The 26,459-nt window shown below is 52.7% G+C and carries 22 protein-coding genes, 1 tRNA gene and 1 pseudogene; 17 read left to right on the top strand and 7 right to left on the bottom strand.

Annotated features, from left to right (window positions below):
• Nucleotides 1-153: 153 nt before the first annotated feature.
• Nucleotides 154-285: an entericidin A/B family lipoprotein gene (locus tag ABLV54_RS08105; RefSeq protein WP_050533655.1), complete on the bottom strand. Its 132-nt coding sequence runs from the start codon at nucleotides 283-285 to the stop codon at nucleotides 154-156.
• A 73-nt stretch (nucleotides 286-358) separates the two neighbouring features.
• Nucleotides 359-925 carry an elongation factor P gene (gene efp, locus ABLV54_RS08100; RefSeq protein ID WP_004206421.1) on the bottom strand — a complete coding sequence of 189 codons (567 nt, stop codon included), beginning with the start codon at nucleotides 923-925 and terminating at the stop codon, nucleotides 359-361.
• A gap of 41 nt (nucleotides 926-966) precedes the next feature.
• Between efp and epmB the strand changes: the two genes are divergently transcribed.
• Nucleotides 967-1,995, top strand: a complete 1,029-nt coding sequence (gene epmB / locus ABLV54_RS08095; RefSeq protein ID WP_050533654.1) for an EF-P beta-lysylation protein EpmB — start codon at nucleotides 967-969, stop codon at nucleotides 1,993-1,995.
• A 129-nt stretch (nucleotides 1,996-2,124) separates the two neighbouring features.
• Here epmB and ABLV54_RS08090 read toward each other — a convergent pair whose 3' ends face one another.
• On the bottom strand, nucleotides 2,125-2,769 hold the full coding sequence (locus ABLV54_RS08090; protein ID WP_044525214.1) for a winged helix-turn-helix domain-containing protein: 645 nt from the start codon (nucleotides 2,767-2,769) through the stop codon (nucleotides 2,125-2,127).
• A gap of 476 nt (nucleotides 2,770-3,245) precedes the next feature.
• Here ABLV54_RS08090 and ABLV54_RS08085 point away from each other — a divergent pair, with 476 nt between their 5' ends.
• From ABLV54_RS08085 to yjeJ, 8 genes and pseudogenes are all read left to right on the top strand, one after another.
• The gene (locus tag ABLV54_RS08085; protein WP_004206418.1) at nucleotides 3,246-3,806 is read left to right on the top strand and encodes a fimbrial protein; all 561 of its coding nucleotides are present in this window, start codon (nucleotides 3,246-3,248) and stop codon (nucleotides 3,804-3,806) included.
• 58 nt (nucleotides 3,807-3,864) lie between these two features.
• Nucleotides 3,865-4,551, top strand: a complete 687-nt coding sequence (locus tag ABLV54_RS08080; RefSeq protein ID WP_004206417.1) for a molecular chaperone — start codon at nucleotides 3,865-3,867, stop codon at nucleotides 4,549-4,551.
• Nucleotides 4,552-4,586: 35 nt separating this feature from the next.
• Nucleotides 4,587-7,129, top strand: a pseudogene (locus ABLV54_RS08075) (fimbria/pilus outer membrane usher protein).
• A 23-nt stretch (nucleotides 7,130-7,152) separates the two neighbouring features.
• Nucleotides 7,153-8,169, top strand: coding sequence for a fimbrial protein (locus ABLV54_RS08070; RefSeq protein WP_050533653.1), 1,017 nt, complete (start codon nucleotides 7,153-7,155; stop codon nucleotides 8,167-8,169).
• A 333-nt stretch (nucleotides 8,170-8,502) separates the two neighbouring features.
• Nucleotides 8,503-8,853: a hypothetical protein gene (locus tag ABLV54_RS08065; protein WP_044525178.1), complete on the top strand. Its 351-nt coding sequence runs from the start codon at nucleotides 8,503-8,505 to the stop codon at nucleotides 8,851-8,853.
• Between the two features lie 100 nt (nucleotides 8,854-8,953).
• The gene (locus tag ABLV54_RS08060; protein ID WP_248860999.1) at nucleotides 8,954-10,240 is read left to right on the top strand and encodes an HlyD family secretion protein; all 1,287 of its coding nucleotides are present in this window, start codon (nucleotides 8,954-8,956) and stop codon (nucleotides 10,238-10,240) included.
• Nucleotides 10,233-12,356 (top strand): peptidase domain-containing ABC transporter, encoded by a 2,124-nt coding sequence (locus tag ABLV54_RS08055; RefSeq protein ID WP_050533652.1) that lies wholly within the window; start codon nucleotides 10,233-10,235, stop codon nucleotides 12,354-12,356. The genes ABLV54_RS08060 and ABLV54_RS08055 overlap by 8 nt, the downstream gene beginning before the upstream one ends.
• A 14-nt stretch (nucleotides 12,357-12,370) precedes the next feature.
• Nucleotides 12,371-13,234, top strand: a complete 864-nt coding sequence (gene yjeJ / locus ABLV54_RS08050; RefSeq protein ID WP_044525175.1) for a YjeJ family protein — start codon at nucleotides 12,371-12,373, stop codon at nucleotides 13,232-13,234.
• Between the two features lie 54 nt (nucleotides 13,235-13,288).
• On the opposite strand, the gene ABLV54_RS08045 is transcribed toward yjeJ, so the two are convergent.
• From ABLV54_RS08045 to ABLV54_RS08035, 3 genes are all read right to left on the bottom strand, one after another.
• Nucleotides 13,289-13,642 (bottom strand): DUF4156 domain-containing protein, encoded by a 354-nt coding sequence (locus tag ABLV54_RS08045; protein WP_004152419.1) that lies wholly within the window; start codon nucleotides 13,640-13,642, stop codon nucleotides 13,289-13,291.
• A gap of 259 nt (nucleotides 13,643-13,901) precedes the next feature.
• A complete protein-coding gene (gene groL, locus ABLV54_RS08040; RefSeq protein WP_023291693.1) occupies nucleotides 13,902-15,548 on the bottom strand; it encodes a chaperonin GroEL in 1,647 nt (548 codons plus the stop codon).
• A gap of 37 nt (nucleotides 15,549-15,585) precedes the next feature.
• Nucleotides 15,586-15,879, bottom strand: coding sequence for a co-chaperone GroES (locus tag ABLV54_RS08035; protein WP_004152420.1), 294 nt, complete (start codon nucleotides 15,877-15,879; stop codon nucleotides 15,586-15,588).
• 233 nt (nucleotides 15,880-16,112) lie between these two features.
• Here ABLV54_RS08035 and yjeH point away from each other — a divergent pair, with 233 nt between their 5' ends.
• Nucleotides 16,113-17,363 (top strand): L-methionine/branched-chain amino acid transporter, encoded by a 1,251-nt coding sequence (gene yjeH, locus ABLV54_RS08030; RefSeq protein WP_348813910.1) that lies wholly within the window; start codon nucleotides 16,113-16,115, stop codon nucleotides 17,361-17,363.
• A 50-nt stretch (nucleotides 17,364-17,413) separates the two neighbouring features.
• Here the strand turns inward: yjeH and ABLV54_RS08025 are convergent, their stop codons facing one another.
• On the bottom strand, nucleotides 17,414-17,890 hold the full coding sequence (locus tag ABLV54_RS08025) for an FxsA family protein (protein WP_023291691.1): 477 nt from the start codon (nucleotides 17,888-17,890) through the stop codon (nucleotides 17,414-17,416).
• Between the two features lie 337 nt (nucleotides 17,891-18,227).
• Between ABLV54_RS08025 and aspA the strand changes: the two genes are divergently transcribed.
• The 7 genes from aspA to ABLV54_RS07990 all read left to right on the top strand — a co-directional run bounded on the left by aspA (nucleotide 18,228) and on the right by ABLV54_RS07990 (nucleotide 26,227).
• Entirely contained in the window at nucleotides 18,228-19,664 is a 1,437-nt protein-coding gene (gene aspA / locus ABLV54_RS08020) for an aspartate ammonia-lyase (protein WP_004177762.1), read from the top strand.
• A 114-nt stretch (nucleotides 19,665-19,778) separates the two neighbouring features.
• The gene (locus ABLV54_RS08015; RefSeq protein WP_049013732.1) at nucleotides 19,779-21,080 is read left to right on the top strand and encodes an anaerobic C4-dicarboxylate transporter; all 1,302 of its coding nucleotides are present in this window, start codon (nucleotides 19,779-19,781) and stop codon (nucleotides 21,078-21,080) included.
• 94 nt (nucleotides 21,081-21,174) lie between these two features.
• Complete coding sequence (gene cutA / locus ABLV54_RS08010; RefSeq protein WP_050533651.1) at nucleotides 21,175-21,498, top strand: divalent cation tolerance protein CutA; 324 nt, start codon at nucleotides 21,175-21,177, stop codon at nucleotides 21,496-21,498.
• Nucleotides 21,474-23,270 (top strand): protein-disulfide reductase DsbD, encoded by a 1,797-nt coding sequence (locus tag ABLV54_RS08005; protein WP_044525171.1) that lies wholly within the window; start codon nucleotides 21,474-21,476, stop codon nucleotides 23,268-23,270. The genes cutA and ABLV54_RS08005 overlap by 25 nt, the downstream gene beginning before the upstream one ends.
• 20 nt (nucleotides 23,271-23,290) lie before the next feature.
• On the top strand, nucleotides 23,291-23,881 hold the full coding sequence (locus tag ABLV54_RS08000; RefSeq protein WP_023291688.1) for a transcriptional regulator: 591 nt from the start codon (nucleotides 23,291-23,293) through the stop codon (nucleotides 23,879-23,881).
• Between the two features lie 67 nt (nucleotides 23,882-23,948).
• Entirely contained in the window at nucleotides 23,949-26,036 is a 2,088-nt protein-coding gene (locus tag ABLV54_RS07995; protein ID WP_048336471.1) for a DUF1176 domain-containing protein, read from the top strand.
• Nucleotides 26,037-26,151: 115 nt separating this feature from the next.
• Nucleotides 26,152-26,227: transfer RNA gene (locus tag ABLV54_RS07990), tRNA-Phe, on the top strand.
• Nucleotides 26,228-26,459: the final 232 nt, after the last annotated feature.

Below are 26,459 nucleotides of genomic sequence, written 5' to 3'. Positions count from 1 at the left end.
TCATCCTTAGTGTCAGTTTTGTTTTCATGCCCTATAAGCATAGACAAACCGTCCACAGATGAAGGGATCTTTGCGTTTTTTAAGAGAAAAGGAGTATTCGTGGAGGAAGCAGGCGCACCGCAAGGCGATCGCGGCAGGCGAAACGGAAGGAAGTCAGCTTACAGCGCGAGAGATGGCGTGACCCAGGCCCTGAATATCTTCACCGAAACCGCGGGCGGTATTGCAGCCAGACAGCAGTGCGCTGCTCAGAAACAGTAACGCCAGGAGTTTTGCGCTGCGCTTCATGTGTCGTGCTCGTCGTGCCAGTACAGAAAGAGCGGCGCAGCACAGAGGCTGCGCCAGTCATCATGACGTGAAATTACTTCACGCGGGATACGTATTCGCCAGAGCGAGTATCCACTTTAATTACTTCGCCAATCTGGACGAACAGCGGCACTTTAACCACAGCGCCAGTAGACAGGGTCGCTGGTTTACCACCGGTACCCGCGGTGTCGCCTTTCAGACCTGGGTCAGTTTCAACGATTTCCAGCTCAACGAAGTTCGGCGGGGTGACCGCGATCGGCTGGCCGTTCCACAGGGTCACGATGCACTCAGCCTGATCCAGCAGCCATTTGGCATTGTCACCGATCGCTTTCGCATCAGCAGACAGCTGTTCGAAGGTTTCGTTGTTCATGAAGTGCCAGAACTCACCGTCGTTATACAGGTAAGTCAGGTTCATATCGACAACGTCCGCGCCTTCTGCAGAATCAGTAGATTTGAAGGTTTTCTCAACGCGGGTGCCGGTCAGCAGACGGCGCAGCTTAACGCGCGCAAACGCCTGGCCTTTACCTGGTTTAACGAATTCGCTGGCTTCTACCGCATAAGGTTCGCCATCTAACATGATTTTAAGACCAGCACGAAAATCGTTGCTATAGTAAGTCGCCATAAGGCCCTCTGAAATTGTTTAACTGGTAGCTAAGCCACAAAATGGCGCATATTGTAACCCTAAATACCCCATCCAGAGAAGATTGGATAACGCAACTTGCCAATGTTGTGACCAGTCCTGATGAACTGCTGCGTCTTTTAAATGTAGACGCTGATGAAAAACTGCTCGCCGGAGGTGAGGCCAGACGCCTGTTCCCGCTGCGCGTCCCGCGCGCGTTTATTGCCCGAATGGAGAAAGGCAACCCTGACGATCCGCTGCTTCGTCAGGTACTTACCGCCGAAGAGGAGTTTATCGTCGCCCCCGGCTACTCCACCGATCCGCTGGAAGAACAGCACAGCGTCGTGCCCGGCCTGTTGCACAAATATCGCAACCGGGCCCTGCTGTTGGTGAAAGGCGGTTGCGCGGTCAATTGCCGTTACTGCTTCCGCCGCCACTTCCCTTATGCCGAAAATCAGGGCACCAGGCGCAACTGGCAGACGGCAATGAATTATATCGCTGAGCATCCGCAGCTTGATGAAATCATCTTCTCCGGCGGCGACCCGCTGATGGCGAAGGACCATGAGCTTGACTGGCTAATGACCCAGCTGGAAGCCATTCCGCACGTTAAGCGTCTGCGTATTCACAGCCGCTTGCCGATCGTGATCCCGGCGCGCATCACCGAGATGCTGGCCAGCCGCTTCCACCGTTCGTCGCTGCAGGTGATCCTGGTTAACCACGTCAACCACGCTAATGAAATTGACGGCGAGTTTCGCGCGGCGATGGCCATGCTGCGTCAGGCGGGCGTCACGCTGCTTAACCAGAGCGTGCTGCTGCGCGGGGTGAATGATAACGCGCAAACCCTGGCCGATCTCAGCAATGCGCTGTTCAATGCCGGGGTAATGCCCTACTACCTGCACGTGCTGGACCGGGTACAAGGGGCGGCACACTTTATGGTCAGCGATGATGAAGCCCGTGAAATCATGCGTGAACTGTTGACCCTCATCTCCGGCTATATGGTGCCGAAGCTGGCGCGAGAGATCGGCGGCGAACCCAGCAAGACGCCGCTGGATTTAGGACTGAAGCAGCGTTAGCTCCCCTCCCTTGTCTGCCAGGTCGTGCTGGCAGACATCTTAATATGAATACACAGCCAGGTTGGGACTAACATACTCGGCAATCCACTTTACCGTTACCTTCTCGATATAAACCCCAGCGGCGGCGTATTATCGATGTAACACGATCAGTACGATAACATTGATAACTATCATCACGACAATCAGCGCGATTAACCAGGTGGGAACTTTAAAGGTTATATGTAATCGTTCCGATACTTTCTCTGCCACCTTCACGCTATTTTCCCGCCTATCATTCTCCTGGATTGCTAAATTCACTGGTAGTGGAAGACTTAATTTATGGTCAATTTTCCCCGTATCATTGAAAATGACATCAGCAGTTTTACTACTGTGAAAATGCGTTAATCTTTCCCGATTCATATTCTCGCACTCTTCATCCGAGAGCGGGATAACTAAAGTATCCGGGGCGACGCTAAAGCCTTTTTGTCTGACGGTGATAATGATATCCTCAGATAGTCCGGCTTTGAGCAGCGATTTTCTCAACAAAGAGATATTTTGATAAAATGTATTTTGCGAAACTACCACTCCCCGTGTTTCCCATACAGCCGCCAGAAATTCATCCCGAGAAATCACTTTGCCGCAATTCTGCAATAGCAGCAGCAAGCATCTGGCGGTAGGCGCATTGAGGCTGATGCTCTCCCCATTCCCGGCAAGCGGTCGCAGCTCATTCATATTGGCATTAAATATAATCTCCTGATTAATTATACAGCCATTAAATAATGCAATGTCATCCATATCCTTGCCCCACGCAACCCTATTATCCATAACAAAAATAAATAATCCCAGCTAAACCATGGCGTGAACATTATCGCTTCAGACAGAAGCGGGGTCAGTTCACATTGACTTCAGCTTTGAGGATACCGCATAAAAAATGACAAGCGATAGTTATCTTGTTTAAAAGCCACATTTTCGGATTAAATTTATCTCAACCTAACTCAACATCTCATTAGAAAAGGTCATTATTAAATTCACATGTGCTTCATCAAGAATTCACAAGCATTTTTTGCACCAGACTTTTAAATTACCCCCGCTTCTCCATGGTTCGCTATGGCAAGTGATATTGTAGCGTCGTTCAACAGGAAGGTAGGTTTCAGCACTATATAAGGAATGCTGGCGCTTATTTTCAATATCAATAGGAATGTATACTCCATTCCCATGATAACTGTTATCGATTCTACACAGGACTAAGTATCTATATATGGATTAATTAAATGAAAAAGACAATCGTAGCTGTAATGGTCGCTGCTTCTGCAGTTCTGAGTGCTCAGGTAATGGCAACCAACACCGCTCAGGTAACTGTACTGGGTGAAGTCTCTGATGCAGCTAACTCTTGCGTCGTGACTCCGACGGGTACCCTGAACAACGGTATCGTTCAGCTGATGACCGTGACCACTACCGAAGCGAATGCTGAAGCGGCTGGTGCTCTGTTTAAAACTCAGGACTTCGGTTTTGACGTGAAAGACTGCGCACAGGGTAGCGCCACTCCGGTTACTGCTGTAACCGTCAATGTGACCGGTGCCTCCAGCAACGCTAACATCCTGGACAACACCGCACCTGGCGGCGCTACCGGCATTGGTATCGGTATCCAGCGCGTACGTGATGCACACCGCGTAGGTTTCGACGGTTCTGACCTCATGACCGAAAGCTACACTGCAGCTGGCGGCACTCAGCTGAAGTACACCACTGGTTATGTGAAAGTGAACTCCGCGACTCCGGTTACCGAAGGTCCGGTTAAAGGTGTTGCGACCTTTACTATCGATTATACCCTCTAATTTTTCCCCGAAGGGCTCCGCTTCACGGCGGGCCCTTTTTCGCATTCAGAGAAAAACCATGTTCAGGAACTTATTAAATATCACCGCATCCTGTGCATTACTCCTCAGTAGTATTGCCCATGCTGGTATTGTGATTGAATCCACCCGCTACCTCTATAAAGAAGGTGCGCGTGAAATCACCGCGCAAATCGAAAATAAAGATGACATCCCTTATCTGATTAAATCCTGGGTTGAAGCGCCGGCAGGGAAAACGCCCTCTTTTATGGCTACACCTCCGTTATTCCGCCTTGAGGGTAAGCAGCAGAATACCGTGCGTCTATTTTCTACCGGAAACGTCAATGCCCCGAACGACCGGGAATCCATATACTATTTTAACGTGATGGCCATCCCGCCGGCGGACGATGAGAAAGCCAACGCCAATACTATTCAACTGGCGGTCCGCCACCGCATGCGTCTGGTCTATCGTCCAAAAGCACTTTTCGACCTTTCTCCAAACATTGAAGCCAAAAAACTCGAATGGCGGAAATCAGGCACAAAACTGACGATTAAAAATCCAACACCGTTTTTCTTCTATTTCCATAGTGTTCAGATTGGTAGCAAAGAAGTGAAGCCGGAAGTCAACTCGGTCGCTCCAATGACGACCAAAGAAGTGACATTAAAAGAAAATATCAATGCCTCCAGCGTCAACTGGAAAGTAGTTAATGATTATGGCGGAGCAGGATCGCTCTATTCCTCATCGCTGTAATAAGAATTTTATTTTATCATTATAGGGATGTGTCTATGCCAAATAAGAATAATGGATTATTCAAACTATCCGCGGTCTTCCTCGCAATGCTTCCGGCATTGCTTTCTGGTTTGAATAATAAAGCGCAAGCACGTGACTTTTTCGATCCCTCATTCATTAGCTCATTGAATGGTAGCGATCCATCAACCACTCCCGACTTATCTATTTTCCAGACGCAGAACGCACAGGCGCCAGGGGATTATCGGGTAGATATCATGTTTAATGGTCGCTATCTGGATACCAGGACAATGAAGTTTGTTGCGAATAGCCGTGCCACTGGGAATAATCGAGAGCCCGCCCTGGTGCCCTGTTTGAGCCTGAAAACATTGGCAGAGTATGGCGTACGGGTTAAAGCCTTTCCCGAACTGGTCGAGGATAAAAACGGCTGCGCCAATCTTTCAGTCATCCCGGATACCAAAGCGGATTTCGACTTTACCGTCCAGCGCTTGAATATATCCATTCCGCAGGCGGCACTATCTACCACCGCACAGGGATATATTCCACCGGATCAGTTTGATGACGGCATCAACGCCCTGCTGGTGAACTATCAGTTCAGCGGCTCAAACGACATGCAGGCCAATGATGAATACTACAGCCTGAACCTGCAGTCTGGCCTCAACGTTGGCCCATGGCGTATCCGTAACCTCAGCACCTGGATAAAAACAACGGCGATGCGGGTGATTGGGACTCAGCCTATCTCTACATGCAGCGCAGCATTCGTCCCATCAACAGTAACCTGGTGATGGGCGAGAGCTCGTCACTCTCAGGCATCTTTGACAGTGTACCGTTTACCGGTATTCAACTGGCCACCGATACATCAATGTTGCCGGAAAGTATGCGCGGCTATGCGCCGATTATCCGTGGTATCGCCAAAACCAACGCCCGTGTCTTCATTAAACAAAACGGCTACCAGGTATACCAGACCTACGTGGCGCCTGGCGCGTTTGAAATCACCGATATGTACCCGAGCGGCGGTAGCGGCGACCTTTACGTCACCGTGGAAGAGTCCGACGGTTCTAAGCAGGAGTTTGTCGTACCGTTCGCTACGCTGCCGGTGATGGTCCGTGAAGATCAGCTGGAATATGAAATTACGTCTGGTAAATATCGTCCTTACGACGGCGGGGTCGATGAAACGCCCTTTACGCAAGCTACCGCGACCTACGGTGTCTCCAGCAGCCTGACGCTTTATGGCGGGGTGCAGGCCGCATCGCGCTATCAGGCGCTGTCAACAGGCCTCGGCTATAACCTCGGCGAGCTTGGCGCCGCCTCGGCAGACGTCACCCAGGCCTGGTCAAAAATGAAAGACGACGAAAAGACCTCTGGGCAGTCATGGCGTGTCCGTTACGGGAAAAATATTATCGAAACCGGTACAAACGTGACTATCGCTGGCTACCGCTATTCCACCCGCGGATTTAATACCCTCTCTGAAGTGTTAGATAGCTATTCTAATGATGGCAAGTATACTCCTCGCTCGCTGCGCAACCGCACCAATCTGACGCTGAATCAAAGCCTGGGTAAAGGCCTCGGCAGTCTGTCTATCAGTGGATTGATTGAAGATTACTGGGACGATAAGCGCACCAACAAGTCGATTAGCGTGGGGTACAACGGTGGCTTCCGCAATGTAAACTACTACCTCGGGTACAGCTATAACCGCTATACCTGGAGCGGGAATAACTCCGGGAAAGACGCCCAGGACGATCAACGTATTTCGCTGACCGTCACGCTGCCGCTGAGCAACTGGCTACCGGGCACCTATACCAGTTATCAGTTAACCAACAGTAATCCGGGGTCTACCGATCAGTCGGTCTCCATCGGTGGTAACGCGCTGGATAACGACAGCCTGGAGTGGAGCCTGCAGCAAGGATACAGCAACCGGGAATACTACAGCGGCGATATGCGCGCAACCTATAACGGTGCTCGCGGCAGCGTCAATGCCGGTTACAGCTACGATCGCGGTAGCGAGCGTATAGACTATGGCGCCAACGGCAGCATTGTCGCTCATGCCGATGGGGTCACGCTTGGTCAGGACATCACCGATGCCGCCGTACTGGTTAAGGCCCCAGGTTTGGATAACGTCAAGCTGGCCAACGATAACACCATCACCACCGACTATCGTGGTTACGCCATCGTACCTTATGTCACGCCTTATCGTCGCACCGATATCACCCTCGATAGTACTTCGCTTGGCGAAGATATGGAGCTTCCGGAAACCACGCAGAGCGTCGTTCCGACACGCGGCGCCATCGTGCGGGCCAATTATGCCGGTAATATCGGCCAGCGCGCATTTGTCCATCTGAAAACGGCCAGCGGCCAGGACGTGCCTTATGGCGCGATGGTGCTGCTCGCCGGCGACAGCAAGTCGCAGCCAAGCATCGTCAGCGACGCCGGGATGGTCTATATGTCCGGCCTGCAGCAAACCGGAATACTTAACGTGCAATGGGGCAAAAGCGCGGCGCAGCAATGCAATGCTTCCTTTACTTTACCGGCCAGGGAAGGCAAAGCGTCTGGCATCAGTCAAATCGAAACGGTTTGTCGCTAATATCGACCAAGGAACAATAAAGAATGAGAAAAATACTTGTTTTTTTATGTCTACTATTTTGCTGTAGTGAGGCAGTTGCAAAATGTGATTATTTTGATTCTACTGGAACGGTGTTATTCAACCTAAGTCCGAAAATCGCAACGGATCCAACAATACCAGTAGGTACAGTTTTGTATACCAAAAAAGTCGGTACCGGGCACTATAAAACCTTTGAGTGTAATAAATTACTGGGGGATCAATACATTGTTGATTCAACCGCACCTGAGGTGCCAGGCGTCACGGGTATCATGGGTAAGCCGGTTTATGAAACAGGGATTGATGGTATTGGTTTTCAATTTTCAGATATTCTGGACAGCAAACATGGGTCAATTAAACCAGCAGTTGCTCAATCAATGATTGTACCTATAAAGAGATCTAATGATGATTATAGATTCATGACAGTATGGTTAATCAAAACGAAGCCTGTCATTGATACATCCGGTGTCAGTACCAATCCGGTATTTAAATTCTCTGCGGGTAACTTAAACACCAACCCTAGGCCATCTGACCGCCTTTTGCTCACAGCGACCCTAAAGTTCAAGAGTATTTCGTATAGAGCAACCTCATGTGACATTTCAGTATCAGGGCCTAGCCAAATCACCTTAAATACAATTGAAAAAAATACATTAATGTCAATCCCTCGGGGCGGCACAACCCCATCACAGAAAACTATCACAATGGACGTTTCATGCCCAGCGGGTTCAATTGGTAATAAACTTTACTATTGGTTTAACCCAGTTGGTGGCACCAGCCCTGCGGGGAATGGTATCATCGATAATCTGCTAACAGGAAGCGGAGCAGCAAGCAACGTTGGCATTATCTTCAAAAAAGATAATAGCCCGGTTATATTTTATGATGCAGAGACATACAGTTTTGCCAGCGCTCAAGCATCGCAACAATTTAAATTCACCGCCGATTATTATCGAATGAGCGATAATAGCGCTGAAGTCACGACCGGGCATGTAAAAGCGATGCTTGAGGTGGTTATTCAGGAAGAATAAACAAAATTACAATCGCATAAAAGGTGGATAATGATATCCACCTTTTTTATTCCCTTGTGAATAACCAAATGCACTGTAATATGTAAATGTGTAAAAATAAGGAGATATCATCGGGAGCACATCAATAATAACAGAGTGATTTCACATTCTAAAATGAATTGCTAAGTCGTGAAGCTAAAAGTATTGAGAATTAATCGAGCATAAATTTTAAATTTCATCAACAATTCACATTAAGTTGAGTTGATTCATACTACAGCAACGACTATCTTCTCTGCGGACCAACTTCTGGTCTGGAATGAATATATAATTTTAATTTTAGTTAAAGGACTAATCATGCATCAATTAACTGTATTTGAAATGGAAGAAATTTCTGGTGGCGCGCTGACTGATACTTTATCTGATATCGCAACCTGGGCTTTTCAAGAAGTTAGCGCCATCGCGCTTGGGGCTTCTCTGGGAGCTCTTGCAGGTACAGCATTTGCAGGCCGCTGGGGTGGCGTAAGCGGTGGTATCTTTGGTATCGGCTCCATCGGGCAGGGCGTGGGAATGATCGCCGGGGTTATCCTTGGTGGTGTTTGCTTTGGTATTGCAGCAGGTGTTGTCGGTTGGGATTTGACCCTCGAGTATGCAAAAATGGGCGTTGGTGGCGTGTTCGACGGCACCTTTAATTTCTGGAGCAACTAAGTTTTAGCGCTCATAACTGATTCAATATTTTGTTGACATCAGCCGACTATTAAATAAGGCCTGGAGTTTCAGGCCTTTTAACTTCTCGTAAGTGAATACCATGTTGAAAAAAATCTATCGCAAGGAAGCGATCGAATACAAAAAGCATCACTGGAAAGGAAAGGCTTTGCTGCTAGCAGGGCTTCCAGCATGGCTTATTGCATTACTTTCTTTTGCCTTTTTAGCCATTCTAATAACCACCACAATATTTTGTACCTTTACCCAACGCATTGATGTTCGTGGGGAAGTTATTACTTTACCTCATTCTGTCAATGTTTATGCGCCACAGCAAGGGTTTGTTATTTCCCAATATGCAAAAGTCGGTGACCTTGTCGCCAAAGGACAGTATTTATATGAAATTGACATCTCCCGAAATACAACAACAGGCAACGTCAGTACGGCGCAAATAGAAGTCATTAATGAAAAGATTGCGAACGCTGAAGATATCATCACCAAACTTTCTCATAATAAAGAAGAAACTCGCTTATCTTTAGATAAACAGCTAAAAACCATCAATGATTCGTTAAAAGAAACTAACCGCATGCTGGTTAATGCGCAGACTGGTTTAAAGAAAATGCATGATAATCTTTCCAGTTACGATAAATATCTTCGTGATGGCCTTATCACCAAAGATCAGTATAACTATCAGCATTCATTATACTTTCAACAACAGAGTACCTATCAGTCTTTGGTCAGTCAGAAAATGCAACTGGAATCCCAGGTAACCCAGTTAAATAGCGATAAAATCACAAAAACGGCAGATTTTGACAACCAAATATCATCTCAGGAAAACCAGATTAATGATTACAAAAACCAGTTGGTTGAATCAAATGCCAATGGTAATGTCATTATTAAAGCAACCACAGAAGGACGCATTGAATCGCTGGCTGTAACAAAAGGACAAATGGTCGACAAAGGCAGCAGTTTAGCGCAAATCAAACCCACTGGTGATATAGAATATTATCTTATTTTATGGTTACCTAATAATAGCATACCTTATGTCAAACCGGGTGATGTCATTAACATCCGCTATGATGCTTTCCCATCCGATAAATTTGGGCAATTCCCGGGAAAAATACTTTCAATATCTTCGGTCCCGACATCCCGACAGGAACTGTCTGAATACACTAATGTTAATAATGGAACGAATCAGCAGGAACTGGCACTCTATAAAACCATTGTCAAAATTGAAAACAAAACCTTTAATTACAATGGTAAAACGCTTTCGCTTTCGAATGGACTGAAGGCTCAAGCCGTTGTATTTCTCGAAGAGCGCCCACTTTATATGTGGATGTTTACCCCTGTGTATAAGATAACTCAAAGCATTACTGGGCCAATCCATGACTAACGAACTGTTCAAAACCATTGTTGCAAAGCTAAATTTTTCTCTGGTTAACAAAACGCCTGTTATTCTACAGTCAGAATCATCGGAATGTGGAGTTGCCTGTCTGGCGATGGTCTGTGGTTATTATGGGTTAAATATCGATTTATTTAATTTTCGTCAACGATTCGGTAGCCCCTCACAGGGCTCCTCACTGCTGTCTCTAAGCAAAACAGCCGAGCAGGCTGGTTTAAAAAACCGTGCGCTAGCGCTCGACCTCGATGAAATAAAACAGCTTAAGCTTCCCTGCATCATCCACTGGGGAATGAACCACTATGTAGTCCTTACAAAAGTAAAGAAAAACGGATTTGTGATTCACGATCCCGCGCTGGGTAAACGAATCATTGGCATCAGTGAGATGTCAAATAATTTTACCGGCGTTGCGCTTGAACTCTGGCCTGACCATAACTTCCAACAAGAGGAGGCGAAATCCCGTTTACGACTCCTGGATTTAATGCATAAAATTGTTGGTTTAAAATCGGCGCTGATTAAGATCTTTGCTTTCTCTGTTGTGGTAGAAGCGATTGGCCTCCTGTTGCCTATTGGTACACAGTTAGTAACTGACCATGTGATTATGGCGCACGATGAAAGTTTACTCTCTGTTATTTGTATTGGTTTAATATTTTTTACGCTATTCCGCACGTTTATTAGCATGCTCCGAGCATGGACGTCGTTAACGTTGAATACGTTGACAAACATTCAATGGAAAACAACGCTATTCGATCATTTGGCAAGTTTGCCATTATCTTTTTTCGAGAAAAGACACTTAGGTGATATCCAGTCTCGTTTCTCGTCTCTGGATACCATTCGTTCAATTTTTACCAACAGTATTGTCACTGGCATCATCGATTCGATAATGACGATCGGTTTGTTAGTCATGCTGACATTATATGGCGGCTGGTTAGTCTGGGTCGTCATTGGTTTTACCGTCTGCTATGCGATTATGCGCTTCGCTACCTATAGTTTTTATCGACGCGTAACGGAAGAGCAGGTCGTTAAAGGGGCGCGTGCTAACTCTCACTTTATGGAATCACTTTATGGCATTTCCACGATCAAAGCATTAAATTTAAAAGAACGACGCTCGCAGCATTGGCTGAATCTTAACGTTGATGCCAGTAACGCAGGTATTAAGCAAACTCGCTTTGATATGATGTTTGGTGGGATTAATACCTTTATCACCTCTATCGATCAGGTGGTGGTACTGTGGTTGGGTGCCATTATGGTAATTGATAATGAGATGACGCTCGGTATGTTTATGGCATTTAATGCTTATCGAGGCCAGTTTTCTCAACGTGCATCGAATCTCATTGATTTGGTGATGCAGCTTCGTATGCTCTCGCTTCATAATGAACGTCTATCTGAAATCGCCTTTAGCGAACCGGAAAAAGAACTTCCATCCCGACGTGTGTTTACAGCAAACACCGGCGTGAAACTTGAAGTCAGGAACCTGAGTTATCAATACGATCCTTTTTCACAACCCATTTTTACCAATCTGAATATAACGGTTGCCCCAGGCGAGTCTGTCGCGCTAATTGGCCCATCTGGCGTTGGCAAAACCACGCTGTTGAAAGTCATGTGCGGTTTGCTTTCACCTGACTCCGGCGAAATACTGGCGGATAATCTGGAGATTCAAAAAATTGGTTTAAATAACTATCGTCTCGGTATCGCCTGCGTACTTCAGGAGGATCGTCTCTTTTCAGGTTCACTTATCGATAATATCAGTGGTTTTGATGATAACCCCGATTTGGAATTCGTAATGGAATGTGCCAAACATTGCAACATCCATGATGAAATCATGAAGATGGCGATGGGATACGAAACCATTGTCGGCGAACTGGGGCTGGGCATTTCCGGCGGTCAAAAGCAGCGTATCCTGATCGCTCGTGCTTTGTACCGTAAACCGAGTATTCTGTTTATGGATGAGGCCACCAGTCACCTCGACTTAAAAAATGAGTCGGTCATCAATCAGTCGATTTCAGCGTTAAGTATCACCCGAATTATTGTCGCGCACCGGCCATCAACCATTGCATCAGCCGATCGCGTTATTGACCTCTCACAATCGAAGTCGATGGCTACCGCTTAATAAAGGAGAAGATTATGCAAGGAACGTTTATTGGTTTTAATACTGCAGGAATTACTTTTGAAGAGCGTTTCCTGGCGCTGTTACTTAAGGTCAAGAAAGCGAATGATACCTGTGAGATTTTCTATCTTCAGGCACCCGTATTATCCGACCTGCTTCTGATATTGCAAAGTAGAATGGCCTTAATTTTTCAGCGACTTGAAAATAAAGGCGAGGCTTACAAAGATGAGATTATCGCTTATAACGAAACACTCGTAACCCATATCCCCACGGTAGAAATGGCTGAAATACAACAGCCTTCTCCTGAGCGGCGTATAATGTCTATTACGCTTAAACCTGGTGAAACGCAGTCAACGCTGATCCTGGTATTTCAGGATGAGCAAATTAAGACGTTAACTATTGATGACCGACAGGTTGAAGCCCTGATAATCGGTATTCAACAGGCATTAAAAACAGTCGGCGATCAGGAACTTATCCAGTATTTAAGTTCAAATATGGATTTTTTAATGTGCTACAGCGTCGACTTAACTACTCAGCCGAATATTGATTACCAGCAGTATCCCCAGGAAGAATGGAAGCTAAACCTGTTTTCCCATTATCTGGGCGTGCTCTATTGCTGCGAGACGGACGAAGGCAAGAAAATTGTCTCCGGAGCGGTGGTAAAAACCAGTGCGCCACATTTATCTGAAATGGAAAACAGCGTGGTAGTACGCCTTATTGAGAAAAGCCCCAAGCTTAAGGCGATGCACACGGCGCTGGCGCCATGCCAAATCTTCAGTACCATTATTCCTTCCCAGCCAGGAAGAATGCTCAGCCTGGAAGAGTGTCTGCGTCCCCTGCATGCCTTCTATCTGGAGAAGAAAGCGGAGCTTAACGCCTGACCCTCTTCTACCGGTCACGCCTCTCTCTACGCTCGCAGAGAGAGGCATCGCGCATCAGTTCGGGCACTTATAAACCTGGCCGTTCATCTCGCTGTCGGTGGGCACAAAGCTCGACAACAGATTTTGCGTCGGGCTGCTGACGCCATAGATCACGTTGCCGCCCATGGCTGCCGCCTGGTTACGCAGGGCGTTAGCCGCACCGCGCATGGAGCCACCCTCATCGCCATTCTGGCCGGAGAGCCAGTTACTCTGTTTACCCGTCGCGGTCCCTAACAGCTGACACTCTGCGCCCGGCTTCTCCTGCACGAAGCGCACATTCTGGCCGGCAGAGGTTAATTCATTGCTGGAACTGCAACCTGCCAACAGTAAGGCTGCGCCGACAATCCCTGCTAAATATTTTACCTGCATGTTAATCCCCATGATCGATGAGCTGGACGCACTGGCCCGGATGTAAATCTGTCATCCTTCAAACTGCGTCGGCATGAGCCGCTTTCATTCCTTAGCCGGTCGCGCTAGTTAGTCGCTTCCGATACGGAGGTGCTTGCCGCTCTGATGCAGCTTAAATGATTTTTATGTATAAGCCTTATACTAAAAAGCGCGCCAAAAGAAAAACCCCCAGCCATTACTGGCCAGGGGTTTCTGCTTTTTTATGCCGTAGAGCGCACGATTACATCATGCCGCCCATACCGCCCATGCCGCCCATACCGCCAGCAGCACCTAAATCAGGCGCGTCGCCTTTCGGCAGGTCGGTCACCATGCACTCGGTGGTGATCATCAGGCCAGCCACGGAAGCCGCGTACTGCAGTGCAGAACGGGTGACTTTGGTTGGGTCCAGGATACCGAAGTCGATCATGTTGCCGTATTCTTCAGTTGCCGCGTTGTAACCGTAGTTACCGTCGCCGGCTTTCACGTTGTTCGCCACAACAGACGGCTCTTCACCGGCGTTGGACACGATCTGACGCAGCGGCGCTTCCATTGCGCGCAGCGCAACTTTGATACCGACGTTCTGATCTTCGTTCTGACCGGTCAGGCCAGCGAGTTTCGCTGCAACGCGAACCAGCGCTACGCCGCCGCCAGCCACCACGCCTTCTTCAACCGCAGCACGAGTGGCGTGCAGGGCATCGTCGACGCGTGCTTTTTTCTCTTTCATTTCAACTTCGGTTGCCGCGCCGACTTTGATTACGGCAACGCCGCCAGCCAGTTTAGCGACACGTTCCTGCAGTTTTTCACGGTCGTAGTCGGAGGTTGCTTCTTCGATCTGCTTACGGATCTGAGCAACGCGGCCCTGGATTGCGGATTCTTCGCCAACGCCATCGATGATGGTGGTGGTGTCTTTGTTGATAACCACGCGTTTCGCCTGGCCCAGGTCTTCCAGAGTCGCTTTTTCCAGCTCCATACCGATCTCTTCAGAGATAACGGTACCGCCAGTCAGCGTCGCGATATCCTGCAGCATGGCTTTACGACGGTCGCCGAAGCCCGGCGCTTTCACCGCAGCCACTTTCACGATGCCGCGCATGGTGTTAACCACCAGGGTCGCCAGCGCTTCGCCTTCAACGTCTTCAGCGATGATAACCAGCGGTTTGCCAGCTTTCGCTACGGCTTCCAGAACCGGCAGCATTTCGCGGATGTTGGAGATTTTTTTGTCAGCCAGCAGGATGAACGGGCTTTCCAGCTCAACGGCGCCGGTGTCCGGCTTGTTGATGAAGTACGGAGACAGGTAGCCGCGGTCGAACTGCATACCTTCAACCACGTCCAGTTCGTCTTCCAGACCGGTACCGTCTTCAACGGTGATCACGCCTTCTTTGCCGACTTTATCCATCGCTTCCGCGATCAGTTTACCGACGGTTTCGTCGGAGTTAGCGGAGATGGTACCTACCTGAGCGATAGCTTTGGAGTCAGAACACGGAACGGACAGCGCTTTCAGTTCTTCAACAGCGGCAACGACAGCTTTGTCGATACCACGTTTCAGATCCATCGGGTTCATGCCTGCAGCAACCGCTTTCAGGCCTTCGTTCACGATAGCCTGCGCCAGCACGGTTGCGGTGGTGGTACCGTCGCCTGCCGCGTCGTTCGCTTTAGAGGCAACTTCTTTCACCATCTGCGCGCCCATGTTTTCGAACTTGTCTTCCAGCTCGATTTCACGTGCAACGGAAACACCATCTTTGGTGATGGTCGGCGCGCCGAAGGATTTGTCCAGAACCACGTTACGGCCTTTCGGGCCCAGGGTCACTTTAACTGCATCTGCCAGTACGTTTACGCCGCGCAGCATTTTTACACGAGCGTCGTTACCGAATTTTACGTCTTTTGCTGCCATTTCTTATATTCCTCAAATTCGTTCAGGGTCGTGCGAATTAAGCTTCAACAATTGCCAGGATGTCGCTTTCGGACATGATCAGCACTTCTTCGTTGTCAATCTTCTCAGTCTTCACGCCGTAGCCATCGTTGAAAATCACGATGTCACCAACTTTAACGTCCAGCGGCTGCACGGTCCCGTTTTCCAGGATGCGGCCTTTACCGACAGCGATGATTTCGCCACGCGTTGACTTAGCTGCTGCAGAACCGGTCAGAACGATGCCGCCCGCAGATTTGGTTTCAACTTCTTTACGTTTGACGATCACACGATCATGTAACGGACGAATACTCATTGATAGCTCTCCTTCGAGAAAGTCATTATCAGTTATGGGTGACGCCGGGCCGAACGCGGTTTACCGGCTAGTGCAGAGAGAGATGGGGATGGCCATTTCCCGCTTCAAGGGCAAAATTAAAAAAAAATTTTTACCTTTGCGCTGGCGCGCAAAAAGCGGCGCCACCGGGCAACCGGTCATAAGGAAAAGCGATTGTGATACTCTCTTTCTTTTCACTGGCGCAGGATGGAATCATGAGTGGTTTAAAACAGGAGTTAGGGCTGGGACAGGGAGTCGGGTTGCTTTCCACCTCACTGCTGGGCACCGGCGTTTTCGCCGTTCCGGCGCTGGCGGCGCTGGTCGCTGGCGATAACAGCCTGTGGGCATGGCCGTTGCTTATCCTTCTTGTTTTTCCGATTGCCATCGTCTTCGCCCTGCTGGGCCGCCATTTCCCCAGCGCGGGCGGCGTGGCCCACTTTGTCGATATGGCCTTTGGCCCACGTCTGGCCAGCGTCACCGGCTGGCTGTTTTTATCGGTTATCCCGGTCGGACTCCCCGCCGCCCTGCACATCGCCACCGGCTTCGGCCAGGCGCTGTTCGGCTGGCATGATGCGCAGCTGCTGCTGGCGGAGCTGGGTACCCTGGCCATCGTCTGGTGGATCGGTTCACGTGGCGCCAGCTCCAGCGCCAACCTGCAGACGCTGGTTGCCGTGCTGATCGTGGCGCTGATTGTCGCCGTCTGGTGGCGCGGCGGGATAAGTCCGGCGCAGATCCCCTTCCCCGCCCCGGCGGAGATCGACCGCGGCCAGCTCTTCTCCGCGCTGTCGGTGATGTTCTGGTGCTTTGTCGGCCAGGAAGCCTTTGCCCACCTCGCCTCGGAGTTTAAACACCCCGAGCGCGATTTTCCTCGCGCGCTGATGATAGGCCTGCTGCTTGCCGGTTCGGTCTACTGGGCCTGCACCGTGCTGGTGTTGCACTTCCACGCCTTTGGCGTGGAGATGGCGGCGGCGGCGTCATTACCGAATATCGTGGTCCGCCTGTTCGGCGTCGAAGCGCTGTGGGTGGCCTGCGTCATCGGTTACCTCGCCTGTTTCGCCAGCCTCAACATCTATATTCAGAGCTTCGCCCGCCTGGTCTGGTCGCAGGCGCAGCATAAGCCACAGAGCTACCTCGCGAGGCTGTCGCCGCGGCAGATCCCACGCAACGCCCTCAACGCCGTGCTGGGCTCCTGCGTGGTCAGCACCTTGTGTATCTATTTTCTCGATATCAATCTGGACGCGCTGATCGTCTATGCCAACGGCATTTTCATCATGATCTATCTGCTGTGCATGCTGGCGGGCTGTCGTTTGCTGCGCGGGCGCTATCGGCTGCTGGCGGCGGTGGGCAGCATTCTCTGTCTGCTGCTGCTGGCGATGGTCGGCTGGAAGAGTCTGTACGCGCTGGTGATGCTGGCGGTGCTGTGGTTGTTTTTACCGAGACGTAAGCTGGCGACAGGAAGCGCATAGGCGCAAAAAGAAAGCGGCCCGGTCGCGTCTGCAGACCGGGCCGATAAACGTTAATCGCGGCGATCGTCCTTGTGGTCCAGACGGTCGCGCTGTTCATCCTTGCGCTGGTATTCCCCTTCGAAGGTCTCTCCGCCGCCAGTCCCGGCGCTAAAGCCGCCACCCGGCATCCGGCTGAAGCGCAAATGCGGCATCAGCTTCATCGTCAGGTGCTTCTGCACCGGGGGCAAAAGCAGCAGCAGGCCGAGGAAGTCGGTAAAGAACCCCGGGATCAACAGCAGCAGGCCAGCGATAATCAGCGAGACGCTCTTGATCATCTCCGCCGCCGGGCTCTCGCCCGCGGCCATCTTCTGCTGCATCAGCAGGAAGTTTTTGAAGCCCTGGTTGCGCACCAGCGACATCCCCACCACCGAGCTAAAGATCACCAGGATCAGCGTCATAAAGACGCCCAACACGTGCGCGACCTGGATAAAGATCGATATCTCAATGTAAACGTAAAGAAAAAAGGCAATAAACGGAATCCAACGCACCGGCGTCTCCTTCATCGACAGGCGCCGAATTCGGCCCCCGTAGTCATCAATTTGCTGATCGCATCCCACTAAGATGGGGATGCTGAGCGCCTTTTCAATCAGCGGAAATGCTTATTTTTTCCAAGAATAGGAAAGCGGTGACCCATTTCACAGATTAATAAATCTTCTCACACCCGCGATGTAATAAGTGATCAAGCTTACTGATATTCGCTATCATCAGCATATGATCTTGGGCACCGGGCCGGTTAAGGAAATAATCGTCGGCCAGAAAATATACTGAATCCTGGATATTCTGTGTATTTGGTGAATTCATTGGCAGCTTGAAAAGAAGGTTCACATGTTAAACAACATTCGTATCGAAGAAGATCTGTTGGGCACCAGGGAAGTTCCCGCGGACGCTTACTACGGCGTTCATACTCTGCGAGCGATTGAAAACTTCTACATTAGCAACAGCAAAATCAGCGACATACCAGAATTCGTGCGCGGCATGGTGATGGTGAAGAAAGCCGCCGCGCTGGCGAACAAGGAGCTGCAGACCATTCCTAAAAGCGCGGCAAATGCGATTATCGCCGCCTGTGACGAAGTCCTGAATAACGGCAAATGCATGGACCAGTTCCCGGTCGATGTCTTCCAGGGCGGGGCCGGCACCTCCGTAAACATGAACACCAACGAAGTCCTGGCAAACATCGGCCTCGAGCTGATGGGCCACCAGAAAGGCGAATACCAGTACCTGAACCCAAACGATCACGTCAACAAATGCCAGTCCACCAACGATGCCTACCCGACCGGGTTCCGCATTGCGGTGTATGCCTCTATCCTCAAGTTAATCGATGCGATTAAGCAGCTGGGCGAAGGTTTCCAGGCGAAAGCCGAGGAGTTCCAGGACATCCTCAAGATGGGCCGCACCCAGCTGCAGGACGCGGTGCCGATGACCCTCGGTCAGGAGTTCCATGCCTTCAATGTGCTGCTCAATGAAGAGACCAAAAGCATTCTGCGCACCGCGGAGCTGCTGCTGGAAGTGAACCTTGGCGCAACCGCCATCGGCACACGCCTCAACACCCCGGACGGTTATCAACAGCTGGCGGTGCAGAAGCTGGCGGAAGTGAGCAACTTACCGGTCGTTCCGGCGGAAGATCTGATTGAAGCCACCTCGGACTGCGGGGCGTACGTCATGGTTCACAGCTCGCTGAAACGCCTGGCGGTGAAACTGTCCAAGATCTGTAACGACCTGCGCCTGCTCTCTTCCGGACCGCGCGCGGGCCTCAACGAAATTAACCTGCCTGAGCTGCAGGCTGGCTCTTCTATTATGCCGGCGAAGGTTAACCCGGTGGTGCCGGAGGTGGTCAACCAGGTCTGCTTTAAAGTGATCGGCAACGACACCACGGTGACCATGGCCTCCGAAGCCGGGCAGCTGCAGCTGAACGTGATGGAACCGGTGATCGGCCAGGCGATGTTCGAGTCTATCCACATTCTGACCAACGCCTGCTACAACCTGCTGGAGAAATGCGTCAACGGCATTACCGCCAACAAAGCGGTGTGCGAAGGTTACGTCTATAACTCCATCGGCATCGTCACCTACCTCAACCCGTTTATCGGCCACCACAATGGCGATATCGTCGGCAAGATCTGCGCCGAAACCGGGAAGAGCGTGCGGGAAGTGGTGCTGGAGCGTGGGCTGCTGACGGCGGCGGAGCTGGATGACATTTTCTCCGCGCAAAACCTGATGCATCCCGCTTATAAAGCGAAGCGTTATACCGATGAAAGCGAACAGTAATCTTTCCGGATAGTCATTCAAAGGCATGTCAGCGATGACATGCCTTTTTGCTTTTTAGTTTTACTAAAATACAACAATCCAATATCAACTTGTTAAAAAACAAGGAAGGCATATATGTTTGGTGCAGAACTGGTTATTGTCCTGCTGGCGATTTATCTCGGCGCCCGGCTCGGCGGCATCGGTATCGGCTTTGCCGGTGGCCTTGGCGTCCTTGTCCTGACGCTTATTTTTCAAATTAAACCGGGTGCGATCCCCTTCGACGTTATTGAAATCATTATGGCGGTGATTGCCGCTATCGCCGCCATGCAGGTCGCAGGCGGAATGGATTACCTGGTCAGCCTCGCCGAACGGATGCTGCGTCGCCACCCGAAATATATTACCTTCCTTGCCCCGCTGGTGACCTGGTTTATGACCGTGCTCGCCGGCACCGGCCATACCGCCTTCTCCACGCTGCCGGTGATCACCGAAGTGGCCAAAGAGCAAGGCATCCGTCCGTCCCGTCCGCTGTCGATTGCGGTGGTGGCCTCCCAGATAGCGATCACCGCTTCGCCCATCTCCGCCGCGGTGGTGTTCTTTGCCGGGATCCTGGAGCCGCTGGGCGTTAGCTACCTGACGCTGCTGGCCATCTGTATTCCGGTCACCCTGCTGGCGGTGATGCTCACCGCTATCGTCTGCAATTTCCTCGGCTGCGAACTGAAAGACGACCCGGTTTACCAGGAGCGGCTGGCCAAGGGTGAGGTCAGACTGCGCGGCAGCCAGGTGTTTGAGCTGAAGCCGCACGCCAAACGTTCCGTTCTGCTGTTTCTGATCGGCATCGTGGCGGTGATGTTCTACGCCACGGCCATCAGCGATACCGTCGGTCTGATCAAAAACCCGGTACTACCGCGTAACGAGGCGATCGTGGTGTTTATGCTGACCATCGCCACGCTGATCAGCATCACCTGCAAAATCGACACCGGCGAAGTGCTCAACGCCAGCACCTTTAAGTCCGGCATGAGCGCCTGCGTCTGCGTACTCGGCGTCGCCTGGCTGGGGGATACCTTCGTTAAAGCGCATATCAGCGATATCCAGGCCGTGGCCGGCGACCTGCTGCATAACTACCCGTGGCTGCTGGCGGTGGTGCTGTTCTTTGCCGCCACGCTGCTCTACTCGCAGGCGGCCACCACCAAAGCGCTGATGCCCGCCGCGCTGATGCTGGGCGTGAGCCCTCTCACGGCCATCGCCTCGTTTGCCGCCGTCTCCGCCCTTTTCGTTCTGCCGACCTACCCCACCCTGCTGGCGGCGGTCGAAATGGATGACACCGGCTCCACCCGCATCGGTAAATACGTCTTCAACCACGCCTTCCTGATCCCCGGCGTCATCGCCATTACGCTGTGCGTGATCCTCGGGTTTATTTTTGGCGGCATCATGCTGTAAATCTCTTCAAATTCGGGCCAGATCCTGGCCCGTTTCGTTAATCCTCCCCACCTTGCGTGCTATAGTGCCTCTTTTCGCTGATACGAGGTTCATGATGACTACGCCTGATGCTGTTGTTGTGCTCTGTACCGCGCCGGATGAAGCGACCGCCCAGGATCTGGCGGCAAAAGCGCTGGCCGAAAAGCTGGCCGCCTGCGCCACGCTCCTGCCGGGCGCCACCTCGCTCTATTACTGGGAAGGGAAGCTGGAGCAGGAGTATGAAGTTCAGATGCTGTTCAAAACCGATCTTGCCCATCAGCAGGCGCTGCTGGACTGCCTGAAGTCTCACCACCCGTATCAAACCCCTGAACTGCTGGTTCTGCCCGTCACGTATGGAGACAACGATTACCTCTCATGGCTTACCGCATCTTTACGCTGATCCTGCTGCTGTGCAGCGCGTCAGCCACCGCCGGGTTATTCGACGCGCCGGGGCGCTCGAACTTTGTGCCTGCTGACCAGGCCTTCGCCTTTGACTTTCAGCAGCAACAGCATGACCTCAACCTGAGCTGGCAAATCAAGGATGGTTACTATCTTTATCGTCAACAATTTACCTTCCGCGCCGCCGGGGCGACGATCGCCGAACCGGCGCTGCCGGCGGGCGAGTGGCATGAGGATGAGTTTTACGGCAAAAGCGAGATCTTTCGTCAGCGCCTGACTGTCCCGGTCACGGTGAAGCAGGCGGACAAAGACGCCACCCTCACCGTCACCTGGCAGGGCTGCGCCGATGCCGGATTCTGTTATCCGCCGGAGACCAAAGTGATCCCGCTGAGCGCCGTGCTGGCGGCTTCGGCAGATGGCCGGGCGACCACCATTGCCCCTGCGCCGCCGGCGAGCAGCCGTCCGGCGTTCAACCCGCCGCTGCCGGTTGAGCCGCGTCCGGCCCCGGAGGTCGCCACTTCACCTGCGCCTGCCTCAGCGCCGCCCGCTGACGCCCCCGCCCGCCTGCCTTTCACCGCCCTGTGGGCGCTGCTGATAGGCATTGGTATCGCCTTCACCCCCTGCGTGCTGCCGATGTATCCGCTGATTTCCGGCATCGTGCTGGGCGGCAAACAGCGGCTTTCCACCGCGCGCGCCCTGCTGCTGGCCTTTATTTATGTCCAGGGGATGGCCTTAACCTATACCGCGCTGGGGCTGGTGGTGGCCGCCGCCGGGCTGCAGTTCCAGGCGGCCCTGCAGCACCCGTATGTGCTGGTGGGTCTGTCGGCAGTGTTTATACTGCTGGCGCTTTCCATGTTCGGCCTGTTCACACTACAGCTGCCCTCCTCGCTGCAGACCCGGCTGGCGCTGCTCAGCAATAAACGCCAGGGCGGCTCGCCCGGCGGAGTCTTTGCGATGGGCGCTATTGCCGGGCTGATCTGCTCCCCCTGCACCACTGCGCCGCTGAGCGCCATCCTGTTATATATCGCCCAGAGCGGTAATCTGTGGCTGGGCGGCGGCACGCTGTACCTCTACGCGCTGGGTATGGGCCTGCCGTTGATTCTCGTCACCGTGTTTGGCAACCGTCTGCTGCCGAAGAGCGGCCCGTGGATGAGCCATGTGAAGACCGCCTTCGGATTCGTGATCCTGGCTCTGCCCGTTTTCCTGCTGGAGCGCATCCTCGGCGACCAGTGGGGATTACGTCTGTGGTCAATGCTTGGCGTCGCCTTCTTCAGCTGGGCGTTTATCACCTCGCTGGGCGCGACCCGGCCGTGGATGCGGCTGGCGCAAATCATTCTTCTTGCCGCCGCGCTGGTTAGCGCCCGTCCGCTGCAGGACTGGGCGTTTGGCGCCCCGGCGCCCGAGCAGCAGGCGCATCTGTCCTTCACCCGCGTCAGCTCGGTGACCGAGCTTGATCGGGCGCTGGCGCAGGCAAAAGGCCAGCCGGTGATGCTCGATCTCTACGCCGACTGGTGTGTAGCCTGCAAAGAGTTTGAAAAATACACCTTTCGTTCACCTGACGTGCAGCAGGCGCTGAAAGGCGTCGTGTTATTACAGGTTGATGTGACAAAAAACAGTCCGCAAGACGCCGCGCTGCTGAAGCGCCTGCAGGTGCTCGGTCTGCCGACGATCCTGTTCTTCAACGCGCAGGGCCAGGAACAACCCGACCGGCGGGTCACCGGCTTTATGGATGCTGCGGCATTCAGCGCCCATTTGCGCGATTGGCAAGCGTGAGCGACACTTTAGGAGGAAAGATGGAGGAGAACACCGTGCTACGTGAAGACGTCCTGGCAGAAGCCATTAAAATTCTTGAAATTGAAGGTATCGCCAACACGTCGCTGGAGATGGTCGCTGAGCGCGTGTCCTGTCCGACGAGCGACCTGAAACGCTTCTGGCCCGATCGCGAAGCGCTGCTCTACGACGCGCTTCGCTATCTGAGCCACCAGGTGGATGCCTGGCGCCGTCAGCTGCTGCTGGACGACACCTTAAGCGCAGAGCAAAAGCTGCTGGCGCGCTATAGCGCGCTTACCACCTGCGTCAGCAACCAGCGCTACCCCGGCTGTTTATTTATCGCCGCCTGCACCTTCTATCCGGATGCCCAGCACCCGATCCACCAGCTGGCGGAACAGCAGAAGCAGGCTTCGCTGGCCTACACCCATGAGCTACTGACCCAGCTGGAGGTGGATGATCCGGAAATGGTCGCCAAGCAGATGGAGCTGATTGTCGAGGGCTGTCTGAGCCGTCTGCTGATCAAGCGTAGCCAGACGGATGTCGATACGGCGCGGCGGCTGGCAGAAGATATTCTGCGCTTCGCCCAGTGCCGTATGGGCGGGGCCTTAACCTGATTCTGATATCCTAACCGCCACGTCGCGCCTATAATTTCCCCCTCACTGATTGCTGACAGGGATTGATATGCGCGCGTTCTTCTGGGCTGCCTGGCTGGGGCTGTGCTCCACACCTCTGCTGGCGGCGCCCCTGCAAGGTTTTTCCTTTGCGCAAAAAGACTGGGAGCTCGCCTGCGATAACACTGGCACCTGCCGGGCGGCAGGTTACGGCGTCCGCATGGGCGAGGTCAGCGTGCTGTTGACCCGCAACGCCGGCAGCGAACAGCACCTCACCGCTACGGCCACCTTCGCGCAGATCGAACACGATATCCCCGCCGACTCCACCGCCAGCCTGCTGATCGACGACCGGGACCTCGGCTCGCTGGATGCCGTGGATGACAGCCACTTCCGTCTGGACAGCGATCAGACCTCCGCCGTGCTGCAGGCCCTGGCGAACCAGCGCAAAATCGAATTCACGCTTAACGGCCAGCACCTGCCGCTTTCCAGCGCCGGCAGCCGCGAGGTGCTGAGTAAAATGGATGCGTTTCAGCGACGAACCGGCACCGCCGACGCGCTGCTGGATAAAGGCGACGCGGGCGACGATGCCATTTTGCCCGCTGCCCCCGCCCCGGAAATCATCGCCGCGCCGGTGATCCACAACGCGCAACCTGTACCGCTGAGCATGCTCCAGCGCCAGAAGCTGTTGCCCGCCCTGACGCCGCTGCTGAACCAGCGCTGTGAAGACTGGCAGAACCCGGCCATTCCGGCGGCAGAGCGCCAGATCACCCTCACCGCGCTGGATAAAACCCATTCGCTGGCGCAGGCGCTCTGCTGGCGAGCGCCCTATAACGATGGCTATGCCCTGTGGCTGGTCGATAACGCCCAGTTGAGCAAACCGCGGCTGCTCACTACCGAGGCCTCCAGCTACGCCAACGGCACGCTGGTCTTCCTGCACAAAGAGCGGGGCATGGCCGACTGCGTAACCGGCGAGACGCGCGTCTGGGAGGGTAAAACCTTCGTTCCCAGCCTGAAGTACAGCACCGGTATGTGCCGGGAAATCACCCCGGGCGGCACCTGGATGCTGCCGACCTTTGTCAGCCAGGTGATCCCGAAGCAGCAGAAAGAAGCGGATAACCTGGCCCTGCGAACGCTGTACAACGCGGTGCTGAAAGCGCAAAAAAGCGATCCGGAACTGGCGCTGAACCGGGTCGCCGAGCAGTTTCCGTTAACCGGCCATATTACCGACTTCACGCTCACTTACGCCGATGACAGCCTGGTGACGACCAGCAAACCATCCCCGGATATCAGCGATGACGAGTGGCAGGCGTTTCTGCGCTCCGCAATTAGCGCAGATTCAGAAAACGGCAAAGTCAGCTTTACGCTTATCGACCTCGACGGCGACGGCAAACGCGATCTGATCATCGACAGCTACGTGGGCGGCACCGGGCTCTTCAGCTACACCGGGGTACTCCGGCGCGGCGATGATGATTTTGCCGCCGTCAACGATAGCGACAGTGATAACGGCGATGATTTCGATGCCGGGGTGCCCGGCGCCCTCTTTTCGATCAATGGCCGCGGGGCTAACCAATGGAACCACTGGGTCAAAATCAACGGCCAGGTGTATGCCCTGTGGTACAACGGCCAGTTTGGCGAAGATAATCTCTATCTGCTGCGCCCGTTCAGCACCGCCAGCCAGACGCCCGCGGTGACGGTTCGCTATCGCTATACGCTGAACAGCATCCGCTCCCCGGAGAAAGACCAACCGCTGACCCCCAGCCTGAGCGACAGCGATAAAGCGGATCTGCTGCGCTCGCTGGAGGTGATGCAGGGCAACCTGCTGAAAGACAAACCCGCCAGCGACAACGATGCGCCGATCTGCCCCATTCCGCCCGGCGCCTCCGCCGACGAGGCGGACAACTATTACAGCGGCGTTGCCGTTAACTATATCTATGAGACGGTGGCCTATATTCCGGTCTGGCTGAACGGAAAATGTTATATCGGCACCATTTTCAGCCATCATGGCGCCTATCGTCACGGCGTGGATGCGGAAATTACGCTGAGCTCGCCGCGGGAAGATGAAGAGGTCATTGGTGATTACCTGATCTCCGGGTTGCGCCACGTTATCTCCGTCACCAGCGGCTGGAAAAGTCGTGAAGGCGATAACGGCATGCAGTGATATTGAGTCAAAATGCGCCTTTGAACGCGGAATTGCCGCAAAGATAAGCAATCGACAAGTAATTTAAGAAATTTGGTTGACGGGGTGGGCGGATTACGGTTTAATGCGCCCCGTTGCCCGGATAGCTCAGTCGGTAGAGCAGGGGATTGAAAATCCCCGTGTCCTTGGTTCGATTCCGAGTCCGGGCACCACTTATTCAGAGAACCCAGCCTATGGCTGGGTTTTTGCTTTTCTACATCCGGACTTTTTCATCGAACTCCACTCTATGATCCCCTGCCCGGCGGCGCTGCGCTTGCGCGGGCCTACGCTGTTTGAGCCTGCGGGAGGAGCCGTAGGCCGGATAAGGCATTGATGCCGCCATCCGGCATAACCGCGGGTACGGCGTCTGATGTATATCGCCCGGCGACGCTGCGCTTGCGCGGG

Source organism: Klebsiella sp. JB_Kp042 (assembly GCF_040065275.1).
Classification (GTDB): domain Bacteria; phylum Pseudomonadota; class Gammaproteobacteria; order Enterobacterales; family Enterobacteriaceae; genus Klebsiella; species Klebsiella quasipneumoniae.
The sequence above is the reverse complement of the archived record's forward strand: the minus strand, read 5'-3'. Positions and strand labels throughout refer to the sequence as shown.